Here is a 13,989-nt window from a genome sequence, read left to right as displayed (position 1 = left end):
CATGCCCCCTAACCCGGAAGCGACCGGCAGGCGCCTGGTCGCGGCGGCCGAGCGGCTGTTCGCCGAGCGCGGGATCGACGGCGTGTCACTCCGCGAGATCAACAGTGCCGCCGGGCAGCGCAACTCGACGGCGCTGCAGTACCACTTCGGGGACCGCGCGGGACTGCTGGGCGCGGTGCTCACCAAGCACCATCCCGAGATCGAGGCGCGCCGCCACCAGCTGCTCGACGAGTACGAGTCCCGGGGCGACCTGCCGGAGGCCGAGGCCCGCCGCACCCTCGCCGCCGCGCTGGTCCGGCCGATGGCCGCCAAGCTGGCCGACCCCGACGGCGGCCGGTACTACCTGCGGATCATGGAGCAGCTCGTCCAGCGCACGCCCCTCCCCGCCACGCGGAGCACGGACCCGGGGCAGAGCATCGACCGCTGGCGCGAGCTCGTGGCCCCGCTGCTGTCCGAGGTCGCCCTGCGCCGGCTGCACCAGCGCTTCATGGCGATCCGGGTCACGTACGTGGAGCTGGCCCGCCGCGCCGCCGGGCCCGAGGGAAAGGACGACCGTCTCTTCACCAGCCACCTGATCGACGTCGTGTCGGCCGTGCTGGCCACCGAGGTCTCCGAGGAGACCGCGCGGCTCCTGGGAGAGCGCGACAGGAGGCGCGGCCAGCGGGACGGGGAACGCGACGGCAGGGCCGAGGATGTCCCGGAGAACCCGGCCCACGGCACCGCCGAGCTCGGTGGGGAGAACGGGCTCGGCGGGGAAGAAGGAGGGCTCGGGCGTCAGGCGCCCGCGTGAGCCGCCTGGAAGGCACCTCCCGCCGAGTAGGTGACCAGCGTGGTCAGCACTTCCTTGACCGAATCGCGCCTGCGCACGTCGCAGAGGACGATCGGGGCCACGCCGTCCAGGCCCAGCGCCCGCCGTACCTTGATCGGGTCGTGCCGCCGCGCGCCGTCGAAGCAGTTGACCGCCACGACGAACGGGAGCCCGCGCTGCTCGAAGTAGTCCACGGCGGGGAAGCAGTCCTGCAGGCGGCGGGTGTCGGCGAGCACGACCGCGCCGAGGGCACCGACGGACAGCTCGTCCCACATGAACCAGAACCGGTCCTGGCCCGGGGTGCCGAACAGGTAGAGCCAGAGCCCGTCGCGGATGGTGATCCGGCCGAAGTCCAGCGCGACGGTCGTGGTGATCTTGGACTCCACGCCCGCGGTGTCGTCCACGTAGATGCCGCGCTCGCTCAGCAGTTCCTCGGTGTGCAAGGGCCTGATCTCGCTGATCGTGCCGACCATGGTCGTCTTGCCGACCCCGAAACCGCCGGCGACGAGGATCTTGATGGCCATGGCCGGGCTGTCTGCCGGGGCCGTCCCCGGCTCAGAGGCCGCGTATTCCATGCAGCACTTCCCTGTAGATGCGTTCGTCGATCGTCTTCCCCATCGGCCGGGGCCTGTCGATGGTGACCAGGCCCTCACGGCGCAGTTCGCTGAGGAGTACGCGGGTGATGTTGAGCGGCAGTTTGAGGTGCGCGGCGACGTCCGCCACGGGGGTGGGCCGGCGGCACGTGGACAGCACGTCGAGATGCTCGGGCACCAGCCCGACCGGCTCGACGGGCATCTCGACGGTCGTGACGATGGCCACCAGGTCGAAGCTCTCCCCGACCGGGCGCGCCCTGCCGCCGGTCACCCCGAAGAGCCTGATCAAAGGCCCGGGATCCTCTCCCGTCACGTCCTCGCACCGTTCCAGGCGGGCGCCGGGGCAGCTCCCCTCGGCTGTGCGGACAGGTGCTCGCCGACGCGCTTGACCAGCAGCGCCATCTCGTAGGTCACCATGCCCAGTTCGGCGTCGCCCGCGGCCAGCACGGCCAGCCTGGCCCCCTGCCCCGCCGCGGTGACGAACAGGAAGCCGCCCTCCATCTCGATGATGGTCTGCCGCACGCCGCCGAGGCCGAAGTGCCGCCCCGCGCCCAGCGCGAGGCTGTGGCTTCCCGCCGAGATGGCGGACAGATGCTCGGCGTCCTCCCGGGTCAGCTCCCGGGAGCCGCCCATCGCCAGGCCGTCGGCGGACAGCACGATGGCGTGCCGGATACCGGTGACCCGCTGGGTCAGGTCGTCGAGCAACCAGCTCAGTTCAGATCTGGGGTCGGGCATCGGAGTGGCCATCCTTTCGCTTCCACACGTCCAGTTCCTGCTCGGCCTGGCTGCGGCCCTGCTGCCAGCCTCGTTGCATGGACGACATGAGGTTTGAGAGCTCCTCGGGAGTGCGCGCGCTGATGTCGCGCTTCTCGGGGGAACGCGCCTGGCGGAGCTGGGGGGCCAGATTAGCCTGCCGTACCCGCATCGGCAGCCCGTCCAGGTCGTCGTTGGTGTCCGGTACGAACACGGCCCGCCGCACGGGCGTCGGGGGGGCCGGGTCGGGGGACGCCTCGCGCCGCTCCTGGGCGGGGAACCAGTTCTGCGTGGTCTCGGAGGCGTTGACCGTCACCTCGTCCTGCGCGCCGGAGAGGGCCTTGGGCCACTCCTCCGGTGTCGCGCTCAGCGCCCGGACGGGCCCGCCCGCGTGCGCGCCGCCCTGCCGCGCCCGGTGCGGCTCGGCCTCCGCGGCCAGCGACGCGCAGGTGGCGAGCAGGTTCTGCGGCAGCAACACGATCGCGGTGGTGCCGTCGTACGGCGAGGGGCGCAGCACGACCTTGATCCCGTGCCGGGCGGCGAGCCTGGCCACGACGAACAGGCCGAGCCGGTCGCTGTCGGCCAGGTCGAACTCCGGCGGATCGGCGAGCTTGGCGTTGAGCTCGTCGAGGTTGGCCTGGCTCAGTCCCAGTCCCCGGTCCTCGACCTCCAGCGCGAAGCCGTTGGCCGCGACCATGCTCCGTACGTGCACCACGGTGTTCGGCGGCGAGAAGATGGTGGCGTTCTCCACCAGCTCGGCGATCAGGTGGATCACGTCGGTGACCGCGGCGCCGACCAGCAGCGGCGCCTGCGGCATGGGAAGCACGGTGACGCGGGTGTAGTCCTCGACCTCCAGCACGGCGCTGCGCACCACGTCGAAGATCGGCACCGGGTCGCGCCACCTGCGGGCCGGGGCCGCGTCGGACAGGATGATCAGGTTCTCCGCGTGCCGCCGCATGCGGGTGGTCAGGTGGTCGATCTTGAAGAGACCCTCCAGGGTCTCCGGCTCCTCGACGCGGCGCTCCATCGTGTCGAGGAGCGTGAGCTGGCGGTGGAGCAGCGCCTGGTTGCGCCAGGCGAGGTTCAGGAAGACCTGGCCGACGCCCTTGCGGAGCGTCGCCTGGCCGACCGCGGCCTCCACCGCGGTACGCCGCACGGCGGAGAAGGCGTGCACGACGCGGTCGACCTCGGCGGTCTTCGCCGGGGCCAGCTCGGGGGCCTCGGTCGCCGGGTCCACGTCCTCGCCCCTGCGCAGCCGCTCGACCAGCCGGGGCAACCGCTCCTCGGCCAGTTCCACGGCCGAGGCCTGGAGCCGCTTCAGCTCGGAGATCAGGGAGCGGCCGAACCGGTAGGAGGCCATGATCGAGATGATGATCGCGAGCAGGCCCAGTCCCAGGATCAGCGCGACCCGCAGATAGGCGTCGTTCCTGAGCGTTTCGCCCTTGGCCGCGGCGCGGGCCAACTCCTGCACGCTCTGCTTGGCGACGGCGCCGATGACGGCCTCGGCGTCACGCTTCCACTCGGCGGCGTCCAGCGGAGGCTTGCCGATGAGGTTCCAGGAGAAGATCCTGTCCTCGTTGGCCTTGAATCGCAGGTAGGCCGGACTCTCGGCGAGAGTCTCGGACCCTGCCCGCAGCTCGGGCCCCATGTCCCGTTCCGCGTAGGCCAGGTAGTTCCTCCGGCTGGTCATCGCCGAGACGAAGGCCGCGTGCTCGACGGGCGTCATCTCGCCACGCTTCATCGCGGCGGTGAGCACGGCGTGCTCCCTGCTCGCGTACTCGCCGGCGGTGCTGTAGGCGCCCATGCCGCGGACGACGCGGAAGGACGACACCTCGGCGATCGCGTCGGAGTCGCCGAACTGCCGGTTGGCGACGCTGATGAACTCGTTGTAGCCGTCGGTGACCTGGATGGGTTTGATCGCACCGCTGTCGGCGAAGGTGCGCACCTGGATGAGCCCGTCCATGGCCGCCAGCAGCGCCCGCACGTCCGTCGGGGCGTTGTCGGGCTCGTAGGCCTCGGCGGACGTGATCGCCTGGCGCACCAGGTCCAGCTTGGTGTTCGTGACCCGCCGCTGCTCGGTGAGCGCCCTGCTGTGGGCGGTGGCGCCCGCCGCGTCGGCGGAGAACTGGCGCTCCCGCTGGATCTCGACGATCAGCTGCCGGATCGGCGCCCCGATCACCTGCCAGCGGTTCTGGGTCTGGGCGATGCCGGCGACCTGCGCGACGGTCGAGTAGGCGATGAACACCCACAGGACGATCAACGAGAGCACGGGAAGGAGGAGGATCCGGAGGATCTTCCAGCGAATCGGAGGGGGGGAACTCATTCGACGTGTCCAATCCGCGGTTCCTGTGCGTGGCCGACAGCCGCGGGCGAGAAGTGCCCCGCGGTCGCACGCCGCGACTGGTGCGTGTGTGATTCGACACACTATGCCCATGGGACATATCGAGCTTCAAGCCACCGGAGCGAATATTGGGTATCAATGTTCGCAGTGGGCTGGGTGACCGCTTTCTCATGCAAACCGGAGTTTTCGGCAATCACCCAGCTCACACCGGGTGCCGTACGCGAGCGGGCACCTCTCGCCCCTCGCCACGGATTGACATCGTTCCGTCACTGTTTGTCGCCGGTCGGCGGTCGCCCGTCCGGCGATGGGCGACCGGGCCGGCGGGCCGGGGTCAGCGGCGGGCGTCCTCGAGAACCCGCCGCGCGTCGCTCTCGAAGAAGCCACGCGCGGACAGGGTGAGCAGGCCGCCGACCACCATGGGCACGATGAGGACGTACATGGCGGAGATGAGCGAGCCGGTGCCGTCGGAGGCGATGCCGACGACCAGCGGCCCGAACGCCGCGCCGGCGGTGATGAGGACCTGCAGGACGGCGAAGCCGAGGCCGCGGGAGGACGCGCCGATCACGTCGGCGAGCGAGGCGGTCATGTTGGGGATGGCCATCGACGTCAGCACGCTGGAGGCCGTGAGCACGACGCAGAAGGCGGCCAGGGAGTCCATCGTGAGCGCGACGGCCAGGACGAGCGACCCGGCCGTGATGCCCCCGCCACCCGCCAGGAGCCTGCCGCCCTTGCGGGTGCCGTGCCAGCGCCTGCCGAGCCATGAGCCGATCAGGGTTCCCGAGACCACGCCGACGATGGTCATGAGACCGCCCAGCGAACCCGCGGCGGCGGGGCCGATGCCGAAGTTGCGCACCAGCAGCGAGGGCAGCCAGTAGAAGATCCCGGCGAGGCCCAGGCTGAGCAGCATCAGGCCGATGGAGACCGCGAGCAGGGTGCGGATGGTGAGGACCTCGCGCAGCTGGCGGGCGAACGGCGGTTTGGGAGCGGGCGCCTCGGCGGTGGCGAGGCCGGAACCGGCGTCGAGGACAGTGCCGGAATCGGTGCCGGAATCGGTGCCGGAATCGGTGCCGGAATCGGTGCCGGAATCGGTGCCGGAATCGGTACCGGGACCGCCGGGGGCCGCGTTGGCGACGAGCCGGTCGAGGTCGCCCCTGACGGGCTCGTGGAGCCGCCACGCGAGGAGTGCGGTGAGCACGCCCGGCACGACCATGATCAGGAACGCGCTGCGCCAGCCGAACGCCTCCGCGAGCACGCCGCCGAGCAGCGTGCCGATGCCTCCCAGGTAGGCGGTCACCCGGGTCCAGCCGTAGGCCTGGGCACGGGTAGCCGGGGGGTAGTAGTCGGCCAGGAGGCTGCCGGCGGCCGGATTGTCGATGCTCTCGGCGGCGGCGAGGAAGACGCGCATCGCGTAGAACATCGCGAAGCCGGTGGCCAGCCCCGAGCCGAGCGTGGCCAGGGCCCAGCAGAAGACGACGACGGCGATGATCCGGGTGCGGCTGCGCCGGTCGGCGAAGTACCCGGCGGGCAGCGCGACGAGCGCGGCCGCCAGGGCGGAGGCGGTCGGTATGGAACCGGCGACGGTGTCGCTGAAGCCCCACTCGGCCTGGATGAGCGGCAGCACTCCGGACAGAAGGTTGAACTCGATGCGGTCGACCAGCCCGACGATGAAGAGCACGACCAGGGGGGCCCAGCCGTAGGGGGCACGAGACCCGGCGTCGACCTCTCCGTTGCGAGGCGCTCCGAGTTTCAGGCGTGGGGTGGTGGGCGTGTCGACCATGCGCCGGCCTTCCTGTAGCCAAAATCTAGAATCCGCTTCTAGAGCTTTGTTATGGAGGGTGGCACAGATCACAGCGCCGGTAAATGGCCGAAATACGAGATGTGAGATCGGACTCGTGCACGGCTTCGGGCTCACGCGACCTCGGGCTCACGCGACCTCGGACTCGCGCGACCTCGGGCTCACGCGGCCTCGGGCTCGTCCGCGAGCCACTCTCTGCCGTCACACGTCCGCGAGCCGCTCAGCCGTCGCCCGCCCTGCGGCCGAGGATGGAGTGGATCTCGAAGGAGGGGGCGCTGAAACCCGGAGCCGACATGACCTCCCGGACCTCCCGGAGCTGCCCGAGGGTCATCCCCGCCTCTACCAGGCGGTCCTCGAGGTGGTGGCTGTTGCTGATCAGGAGGCCGAGGCCGGCGGAACCGCGCTCCCACACCTCGGTCCAGTGGGTCTGGTCGATGTCGACCAGCCCCGCCGCCGCCATGTCCCGCGCGGCGGAGCCCCCCCAGGTCGGATCGCTGCCCGCCGCGCTCAGTACCCGGGCCATCGCCGTGACGTAGGCCCCGTACACCTCCCCCTCCCGCCCGCCGGAGGTGGACGGCGCCACCCAGCGGGTGATGTCGATCTCGTCGAGCTGCAGCCAGCCACCGGGCCGCAGCGCGGCCCGCAGGCGTCGCAGGACCTGGCGGCGCCGCGGCAGGTGGCTGAGCACGAGCCTGGCGTGGATCAGGTCGAACGCGGCCTCCGGCAGCGGGTCGGTGACGATGTCGTGGCGGGCCACGGTCAGCCCCGGCCTGGACGGGATCAGGCCCGGCTTGATGTCGGTCGCCAGCACGCGCCCGCCCGGCGCCACCCGATCGGCCAGCCAGAGGGCCACGCTGCCCCCACCGGCCCCGACCTCCAGGCAGTTCCAGCCGGCGCCGACGCCGGTCAGGGCGAGGCGCTCGAAGGTCAGCGGATCCAGCAGCCGAGCGAGATAGTGGTGCTGGTCGGACGAGTGGTCCCCGTCGTTGTCGAACACGTAGTCGGACGCGGTCGCTGAGTTCTGCCCGGTCATCTGGACCCTTCCATGAGCGGTTACCTCGCCGCATGGTAGGTAGGTCGCCACGGAAAGTGACAGGCCTCCGGCCGGACCTGGCCATCTTCTCTGGAGAACGTATCCTCCCGGCTACAGTATGTCCGAATAAAGAACTTATGTGCGTTAGGTGAACAGTGCTGTATCACGAGATCGAAGGACCCGCAGGCGGGCGGCCGGTCGTGCTGGCCGGCTCGCTGGGCACCACGCTGGAGATGTGGGATCCGCAGATGGAGGCGCTGACCGGGCACTTCAGGGTCGTCCGCTTCGACCACCGGGGCCACGGGCGGTCCCCCGCGACCGGGAGGTGCTCGATCGCCGACCTGGCCGGTGACGTGCTGGACCTCCTCGACCTGCTGGAACTGCCGAAGGTCTCCCTCGCGGGGCTCTCGCTCGGCGGCATGGTCGGCATGTGGCTGGCCGCGCACGCGCCCGAGCGGATCGACCGGCTCGCGCTGCTGTGCACGTCGGCGAAGCTGGGCACCCCCGAGTCCTGGGCCGAGCGGGCGAGCGCGGTCCGCGAGGCGGGCACCGCGTCGATCGCCGAGACGGCCGTGGCCCGGTGGTTCACCCCCGCCTTCACCGGGCGGGAACCGTACGCGGCGATGCTCGGCGGCATCTCCGCCAAGGGGTACGCCGCCTGCTGCGAGGCCGTCGGAGCCATGGACCTCCGCGCCGAGCTGCCCCTGATCTCGGCGCCCACGCTCGTGCTCGCCGGGGCCGACGACCCCGCCACGCCGCCCGAGCACGCGGAACGGATCTCCGAGGGGATCGCCGGCTCCCGGCTGGTCGTCCTGCCCGGAGCGGCCCACCTGGCGAACGTCGAGCGCCCGGAAGCGGTCTCCGAGCACCTCGTCGGGCACTTCCTCCAGGAGTGATCCGGAGTGATCCGGCGAAATACGGTGAGGTACCCCGGTGACGCCGGAAACAAGGGGGCACCATGGCGACCGTTGCCGAACAGTTCATCGAGGTTCTCCGCCAGGCCGGAGTGGAACGGATCTACGGGGTGGTGGGTGACAGCCTGAACCCGGTGGTCGACGCCGTGAGGAAGGCCGACGGCATCGAGTGGATCCACGTGCGCAACGAGGAGGCCGGGGCGTTCGCCGCCGCGGCCGAGGCACAGGTCACCGGGCGCCTGGCGGTCTGCGCGGGCAGCTGCGGGCCCGGCAACACCCACCTGCTCCAGGGGCTCTACGACGCCCACCGCAGCGGCGCCCCTGTGCTCGCGCTGGCCTCGCACATCCCCTCCTCGGAGATCGGCACGGGCTTCTTCCAGGAGACCCACCCCGAGCGCCTGTTCGTGGAGTGCAGCCACTTCTGCGACATGATCGGCACTCCCGAGCAGATGCCCCGGGTGCTCCGCATCGCCGTCCAGCAGGCGATCGGCCTCGGCGGCGTCTCGGTCGTGGTGCTTCCCGGCGACGTGGCGCACCTGCCCGCCGCCCACCCCACCGACGAGCACGACGTCCTGACCAGGACCGGCACGGTCGTCCCCCACCCCGACCAGGTGGCCGAGCTGGCGGCGGCGCTGAACCGCGCGGAGAAGGTGATGCTGTTCTGCGGCGCCGGGACGCGCCACGCCCGCGACGAGGTCATGGCGCTGGCCGGACGCGTCCTGGCCCCGGTCGGGCACGCGCTGCGCGGCAAGGAGTGGATCCAGTACGACAACCCGTATGACGTGGGGATGAGCGGGCTGCTCGGGTACGGCGCCTGCTACGAGGCGATGCACGAGGCCGACCTGGTGGTGCTGGCCGGGACCGACTTCCCCTACGACGACTTCCTGCCGGGCGCGCGTACGGTCCAGATCGACCACGACGCGGCGCGGCTGGGCCGCAGGACCCCGCTGGAGCTGGCCGTGCACGGCGACGTCGGCGCGACGATCCGCGCGGTGCTGCCCCATGTCGCCCAGAAGACGGACCGCCGCCATCTCGACAGGATGCTGGGCAAACACCTCAAGGCGCTGGAGAACGTCGTGGAGGCGTACACCCACGACATCGAGCACCACCTCCCGATCCACCCCGAGTACGTCGCGAACCTGGTGGACGAGCTGGCCGCCGACGACGCGGTGTTCACCGTGGACACCGGGATGTGCACCGTCTGGGCCGCCCGTTACATCAGCCCCGGCGAGCGCCGCCGGGTGATCGGCTCGTTCTGGCACGGGAGCATGGCCAACGCCCTCCCGCACGCCATCGGCGCCCAGTTCACCGACCGGCGCCGGCAGGTCGTCTCGCTCTCCGGGGACGGCGGGCTCGGCATGCTCCTCGGGGAGCTTCTCACCGTCCGGCTGCACGACCTGCCGGTGAAGACGGTGGTGTTCAACAACTCCTCGCTCGGCATGGTGAAGCTGGAGATGATGGTGGACGGGATGCCCGACTTCGGCACCGACCACGCTCCCGTCGACTACGCGGCGATCGCCGCCGCGGCCGGGATCGGGTCGTTGCGGGTCGAGGATCCCGCGGACGTACGGGAGGCCCTGGCCACGGCCTTCGCGACCCCCGGGCCCTTCCTCCTGGACGTGGTCACCGACCCGGACGTGCTGGCCATGCCGCCGAACATCAGCCGGGCGCAGGTGAAGGGGTTCGCCCTGGCCGCGGGCAAGATCGTGCTCAACGGCGGGGTCGGGCGCATGATCGAGATGGCGAAGGCGAACCTGCGGAGCATCCCGCGCCCCTGAACCGCACGGTCGCGGGCACCCGGGCCGGCCCGTGCCGGATCCGGCCGGAATCGTCGGTGCCGAGGTTCACAATGGGCGCCATGGACAACTGGAGTGAGGTCCGCGAGACGCTGCGCGAGTTCGCGCTGCGCCTGCCGGAATCCTATGAGGACCACCCCTGGGGCGACACGGTCGTCAAGGTCAACAAGAAGATCTTCCTCTTCCTCGGCGTCGACGAGCCGACCGAGAAGTGGAGCCCGAGCGTCGGGATGAAGTTACCCGAGTCGAACGGCCACGCGCTTGCGGTCGAGGGCGCCAAACCGTCCGGCTACGGGCTGGGCAGAGCGGGGTGGGTGTCGATTCCCCTGACGGGTTCCGGCGCGCTCCCGGAGACCGAGATGCTCCTCGACTGGGTCGAGGAGAGCTACCGCGCCGTCGCTCCCAAGAGGCTCGTCGCCAGGCTCGACGCGCCCTCGCAGCCCGGCGACGAGTCGGCGCGCACCGGCGGACAATCACTCTAGCCCCCTTCCCTCCGCCTTTCCCTATTCAGTGGACGGGGTCTCGGCGTGTCACCACATGGCCCTCAATCGCGACTGTAAGCATCATCACTGTCACGATGAGTGGCTCGGCGTACCGGCAAAAGCCGTATTCCGGTCAGCGGATTGGTCGCGGCCACGGACCACGTCTCGAAGGGAATGGTGTCTCCATGCTCACTCCCACCCCTGAAACAAGTGCCGCGACCACGCGTGAACGGCGGAAGGGACGCCGGCCGGCGAAAAGGCCGGCGATGCTGGCCCTGGCCGGATCCCTCTCCGTGGCCCTCATGGCCCCCGTGTCCCCCATGTCCCCCGCCTTCCCCTCACCCGCCACCGCGTCCGCGCTCAGCGACCCGCCACCCGACTCGGACTCGGACTCGGACTCGTCCGTCAGGTCGACCAGCACCTCCACCAGCACTTCCGCCCCTGACGACACCGACTCCGCGACCGACACCGGCCCCAACAGCGAGACCACCACCGGCACCGGCACCGACTTCGGCACCGACGACGATGACGACGGCCCCCGCCACACGCTTGCGGAGCAGGCGCGGAAGAAATGCAAGCCGAGGTCCTTCTTCCGGTTCCACTCCTTCAAGCCGAGGAATTTCTTCGTTCCCCGTACGCGCTTCATCGACGGCCCCGGCGGCACGATGACGGTTTCGGTCACCCGGCAGCACCGCGTGTACGCCGAGATGGAGATCGAGAGGGAAAGAATCGGCGAGATCGACAGGGACGAGCTGATCCGCCAGCTGCGAAACATGGTGAACCCGTTGCTCGCCGAGGAGTACATCGTCGAGACCGGGCACGAATACGTGCAGGAGATCACCGACGGCAAGTACGGAAACATGTGGTATCGCGTTTTCGGTTACCGGGTGGGCTTCTCGGCGTGGCGGCAGATCTACAGCTGCCGGGTGCGCAAGATCGCCGCCGGAGTGGCCAGCGTCCCCGCGCGGGTGGAGGGCTGGAGATACTGGGAGACCGACCACCCGATGTACAAGGGACGCCGGCTGAGCAGGCGCTGAGGCCCGCTCCCCTCAGCAGGCGCCCGCTCTCTCCCGGTCAGGACGCCTTCCCCCCGGCGGGGTCCCCTTTTCTCGGGTGACGGTGAACCCAGGTGACGGTGATCTCAGGTGACGGTGATCTCAGGTGACGGTGATCTCAGGTGACGGTGATCTCAGGTGACGGTGAGGCGGTGGTTGTAGCGGTCGTCGCGCCAGTGTTCCTTCTCCAGCACCTCGGTCAGGATCACGGCAGCGTCGTAGACGTCCGCGAAACGGATGTAGAGCGGCGCGAACCCGAACCTGAGGACGTCCGGGGCCCGGAAGTCGCCGTGGACGCCGCGGTCGATCAGGGCGCGCATGACCGGGTAGCCGTCGGGGTGACCGAAGCTGACCTGGCTGCCCCTGCGCTCCGGGTCGCGGGGCGAGACCAGCTCCAGCCCGTACGGCGCGCAGAGCTCCTCGACGAGCTCGATGAAGATCGAGCCCAGCGCCACGCTCTTGGCCCGTACGGCGGCCAGGTCGACGCGCTCCCAGATGTCGAGCGAGGCGTTGAGCGAGGCGAAGGACATCACGTGCGGGGTGCTCACGGTGAAGCGCCGGATGCCGTCGGCGGGGCGGAAGCCGGGCTCGAACGCGAACGGCGCCGCGTGGCCGTGCCAGCCGGTCAGCATGGGCCGCGCCTCGGCCTGGTGGCGCGGGTGGACGTAGACGAAGGCCGGGGATCCCGGGCCGCCGTTCAGATACTTGTAGGTGCAGCCGACCGCGAAGTCGGCCGTCGAGACGTCCACCTGGTAGGCGCCGGCGCTGTGGCACAGGTCCCAGATCATCAGCGCGCCCGCCGCCTGGACCAGCGCGGTGACCGAGGCCGTGTCGTGGCGGGCCCCGGTCCGGTAGTCCACCTCCGACAGCAGCACGCACGCGACCTCGTCGGAGAGGGCGCCGGCGAGGTCGTCGACGCCGGTGACGTCGCGGATCTCGTAGCCGCCCAGCGCCTCGGCCAGCCCCTCGACCACGTAGCGGTCGGTGGGGAAGTTGGCCAGGTCCGAGATGACGACCCGGCGCCCGGGGCGCAGCCCCAGGGCGGCGGACACGGCCTTGACGATGGAGATCGAGGTGCTGTCGCCCACCGCCACCTGGCCGGGGCCCGCGCCGATCAGCGGGGCGAGCCGGTCGCCCGTGGTCAGCGGCAGGTCGAACCAGCCGGAGGTGTTCCAGGCGCCGACCAGGCGGCCTCCCCACTCCTGCTCCACGGTCCGCGTCACCGCGGCCGTCGCGGTCTTCGGCGGGGCACCGAGGGAGTTGCCGACCAGGTAGATCGTCCCGTCGGGCAGGACGAACTCGTCCCTGATGTGCTTGAGGGGGTCGGCGGCGTCGAGCGCGACGCACTCCGCACGGCTGATGGCCACGAATCGTCTCCCGGTTAGGCGCCTGGCAACCCTCCCATAATGCCGTCAATGTCAGATTTCATGGCATTCCGCCCCGGTTGACGGCCGAGGAAACGAGTGGCGTTGCCGCCGAGCAGCTTGGCGCGGGCGGTGTCGGAGAGGAACCCCGCCCGGCGGATCAGCGAGCCCACCGGCGACTCGCCCAGCGGGTAGGGGAAGTCGGAGCCGAGCATCACCCCGTCCTCTCCCATCGTGTCGACCAGCAGCCGCAGCGCCCGCTCGTCGAACACGACCGAGTCCACGCTGAACCGGCCGAGATAGTGCGACGGCGGGAACTCCGAGACCCCGACCAGGTCGTTGCGGCGGTGCCAGGCGTTCTCGAACCGGCCGAGCCAGAAGGCGAACGAGCCGCCGCCGTGCGCGAAACACAGGCGCAGCGTCTCCGGCACCCGGTCGAGGACTCCGCCCAGGATCAGGGCCAGCACCGACAGGTGCGTCTCGGCCGGCATGCCGACCAGCCACCGCGCCATCCAGCGCTCCAGCCGGGGGCCGCCCGCCATGTCCCAGGGGTGGACGAAGACGGGCGCGCCCACCGAGGCGCAGTGCTGGAGGAACTGGACGACCCCCTCGTCGTCGAGGTCGCGGTCGCCGACGTGGTTGCCGATCTCGACGCCCGCGTGCCCGGCGGCCAGGCACCGGTCCAGCTCGGCGCAGGCCAGGTCGGGGTCCTGGAGCGGCACCTGGCAGAACGGCACCAGCCGCTCGGAGGCGCAGATCTCCAGCGCCAGGTCGTTGAACACCCTCGCGACCCGTACGGCCTCGGCCGCCGGGCGCTCGTAGGAGAAGAAGACCGGCGTCGGCGAGACGACCTGGACGTCCACCCCGTCGGCGTCCATCCGCTCCAGGCGGACCGAGGGACTCCAGCAGTCGTCGGCGATCCGGCGGAACTCCCGGTCCCCGAGCAGGATCACGGCCTCCCGCTCGGAGTCGATCCTGAGCCGGGGCGCCCCCGGCCAGCCGAGCTCCGGCCAGCCCTTGGGGACGTGGTGCGTGTGGACGTCGATGATCAACGA

The 13,989-nt window shown here is 70.7% G+C and carries 13 protein-coding genes; 5 read left to right on the top strand and 8 right to left on the bottom strand.

The features are described from left to right. The first annotated feature begins 1 nt into the window (after window position 1). A complete protein-coding gene (locus ACTOQ2_RS29300) occupies window positions 2-790 on the top strand; it encodes a TetR/AcrR family transcriptional regulator (protein WP_440103881.1) in 789 nt (262 codons plus the stop codon). Here ACTOQ2_RS29300 and ACTOQ2_RS29295 read toward each other — a convergent pair. From ACTOQ2_RS29295 to ACTOQ2_RS29270, 6 genes are all read right to left on the bottom strand, one after another. Beyond that, window positions 775-1,383 carry a GTP-binding protein gene (locus tag ACTOQ2_RS29295; RefSeq protein WP_440071311.1) on the bottom strand — a complete coding sequence of 203 codons (609 nt, stop codon included), beginning with the start codon at window positions 1,381-1,383 and terminating at the stop codon, window positions 775-777. The genes ACTOQ2_RS29300 and ACTOQ2_RS29295 overlap by 16 nt on opposite strands. Then, a complete protein-coding gene (locus ACTOQ2_RS29290; RefSeq protein ID WP_440071312.1) occupies window positions 1,364-1,690 on the bottom strand; it encodes a DUF742 domain-containing protein in 327 nt (108 codons plus the stop codon). Before ACTOQ2_RS29290 ends, ACTOQ2_RS29295 begins: the two co-directional genes overlap by 20 nt. Before the next feature lie 20 nt (window positions 1,691-1,710). After that, a complete protein-coding gene (locus ACTOQ2_RS29285) occupies window positions 1,711-2,136 on the bottom strand; it encodes a roadblock/LC7 domain-containing protein (RefSeq protein WP_362695154.1) in 426 nt (141 codons plus the stop codon). After that, window positions 2,117-4,477, bottom strand: coding sequence for a sensor histidine kinase (locus tag ACTOQ2_RS29280; protein WP_440103879.1), 2,361 nt, complete (start codon window positions 4,475-4,477; stop codon window positions 2,117-2,119). Before ACTOQ2_RS29280 ends, ACTOQ2_RS29285 begins: the two co-directional genes overlap by 20 nt. A 349-nt stretch (window positions 4,478-4,826) precedes the next feature. Beyond that, window positions 4,827-6,272, bottom strand: coding sequence for an MFS transporter (locus ACTOQ2_RS29275; RefSeq protein WP_440103877.1), 1,446 nt, complete (start codon window positions 6,270-6,272; stop codon window positions 4,827-4,829). A 238-nt stretch (window positions 6,273-6,510) separates the two neighbouring features. Beyond that, entirely contained in the window at window positions 6,511-7,323 is an 813-nt protein-coding gene (locus ACTOQ2_RS29270; protein ID WP_440103875.1) for a class I SAM-dependent methyltransferase, read from the bottom strand. A 155-nt stretch (window positions 7,324-7,478) separates the two neighbouring features. Between ACTOQ2_RS29270 and pcaD the strand changes: the two genes are divergently transcribed. The 4 genes from pcaD (at window position 7,479) to ACTOQ2_RS29250 (ending at window position 11,552) form a co-directional block, all read left to right on the top strand. Next, window positions 7,479-8,219, top strand: coding sequence for a 3-oxoadipate enol-lactonase (pcaD, locus tag ACTOQ2_RS29265; RefSeq protein WP_440103873.1), 741 nt, complete (start codon window positions 7,479-7,481; stop codon window positions 8,217-8,219). Between the two features lie 62 nt (window positions 8,220-8,281). Beyond that, window positions 8,282-10,015, top strand: a complete 1,734-nt coding sequence (locus ACTOQ2_RS29260; protein ID WP_440103871.1) for a pyruvate dehydrogenase — start codon at window positions 8,282-8,284, stop codon at window positions 10,013-10,015. Between the two features lie 80 nt (window positions 10,016-10,095). Beyond that, a complete protein-coding gene (locus tag ACTOQ2_RS29255) occupies window positions 10,096-10,515 on the top strand; it encodes an MmcQ/YjbR family DNA-binding protein (RefSeq protein ID WP_440103869.1) in 420 nt (139 codons plus the stop codon). 311 nt (window positions 10,516-10,826) lie between these two features. Beyond that, window positions 10,827-11,552, top strand: coding sequence for a hypothetical protein (locus ACTOQ2_RS29250; protein ID WP_440103867.1), 726 nt, complete (start codon window positions 10,827-10,829; stop codon window positions 11,550-11,552). Between the two features lie 152 nt (window positions 11,553-11,704). Here ACTOQ2_RS29250 and kynU read toward each other — a convergent pair whose 3' ends face one another. After that, window positions 11,705-12,937, bottom strand: a complete 1,233-nt coding sequence (gene kynU / locus ACTOQ2_RS29245; protein ID WP_440103865.1) for a kynureninase — start codon at window positions 12,935-12,937, stop codon at window positions 11,705-11,707. A gap of 14 nt (window positions 12,938-12,951) precedes the next feature. After that, window positions 12,952-13,986, bottom strand: coding sequence for an amidohydrolase family protein (locus ACTOQ2_RS29240; protein WP_440103863.1), 1,035 nt, complete (start codon window positions 13,984-13,986; stop codon window positions 12,952-12,954). Window positions 13,987-13,989 lie beyond the last annotated feature (3 nt).

Source organism: Streptosporangium sp. H16 (assembly GCF_051918855.1).
In the GTDB taxonomy this organism is placed as follows: domain Bacteria; phylum Actinomycetota; class Actinomycetes; order Streptosporangiales; family Streptosporangiaceae; genus Streptosporangium.
This window is presented reverse-complemented; position numbering and strand designations above follow the sequence as displayed.

Excerpts from the sequence above, each read along its gene's own strand:
- ACTOQ2_RS29300 (WP_440103881.1), top strand. The coding sequence starts at position 2 with ATGCCCCCTAACCCGGAAGCGACCGGCAGGCGCCTGGTCGCGGCGGCC.
- ACTOQ2_RS29295 (WP_440071311.1), bottom strand. The coding sequence starts at position 1,383 with ATGGAATACGCGGCCTCTGAGCCGGGGACGGCCCCGGCAGACAGCCCG.
- ACTOQ2_RS29285 (WP_362695154.1), bottom strand. The coding sequence starts at position 2,136 with ATGCCCGACCCCAGATCTGAACTGAGCTGGTTGCTCGACGACCTGACC.
- ACTOQ2_RS29280 (WP_440103879.1), bottom strand. The coding sequence starts at position 4,477 with ATGAGTTCCCCCCCTCCGATTCGCTGGAAGATCCTCCGGATCCTCCTC.
- ACTOQ2_RS29275 (WP_440103877.1), bottom strand. The coding sequence starts at position 6,272 with ATGGTCGACACGCCCACCACCCCACGCCTGAAACTCGGAGCGCCTCGC.
- ACTOQ2_RS29270 (WP_440103875.1), bottom strand. The coding sequence starts at position 7,323 with ATGACCGGGCAGAACTCAGCGACCGCGTCCGACTACGTGTTCGACAAC.
- ACTOQ2_RS29260 (WP_440103871.1), top strand. The coding sequence starts at position 8,282 with ATGGCGACCGTTGCCGAACAGTTCATCGAGGTTCTCCGCCAGGCCGGA.
- ACTOQ2_RS29255 (WP_440103869.1), top strand. The coding sequence starts at position 10,096 with ATGGACAACTGGAGTGAGGTCCGCGAGACGCTGCGCGAGTTCGCGCTG.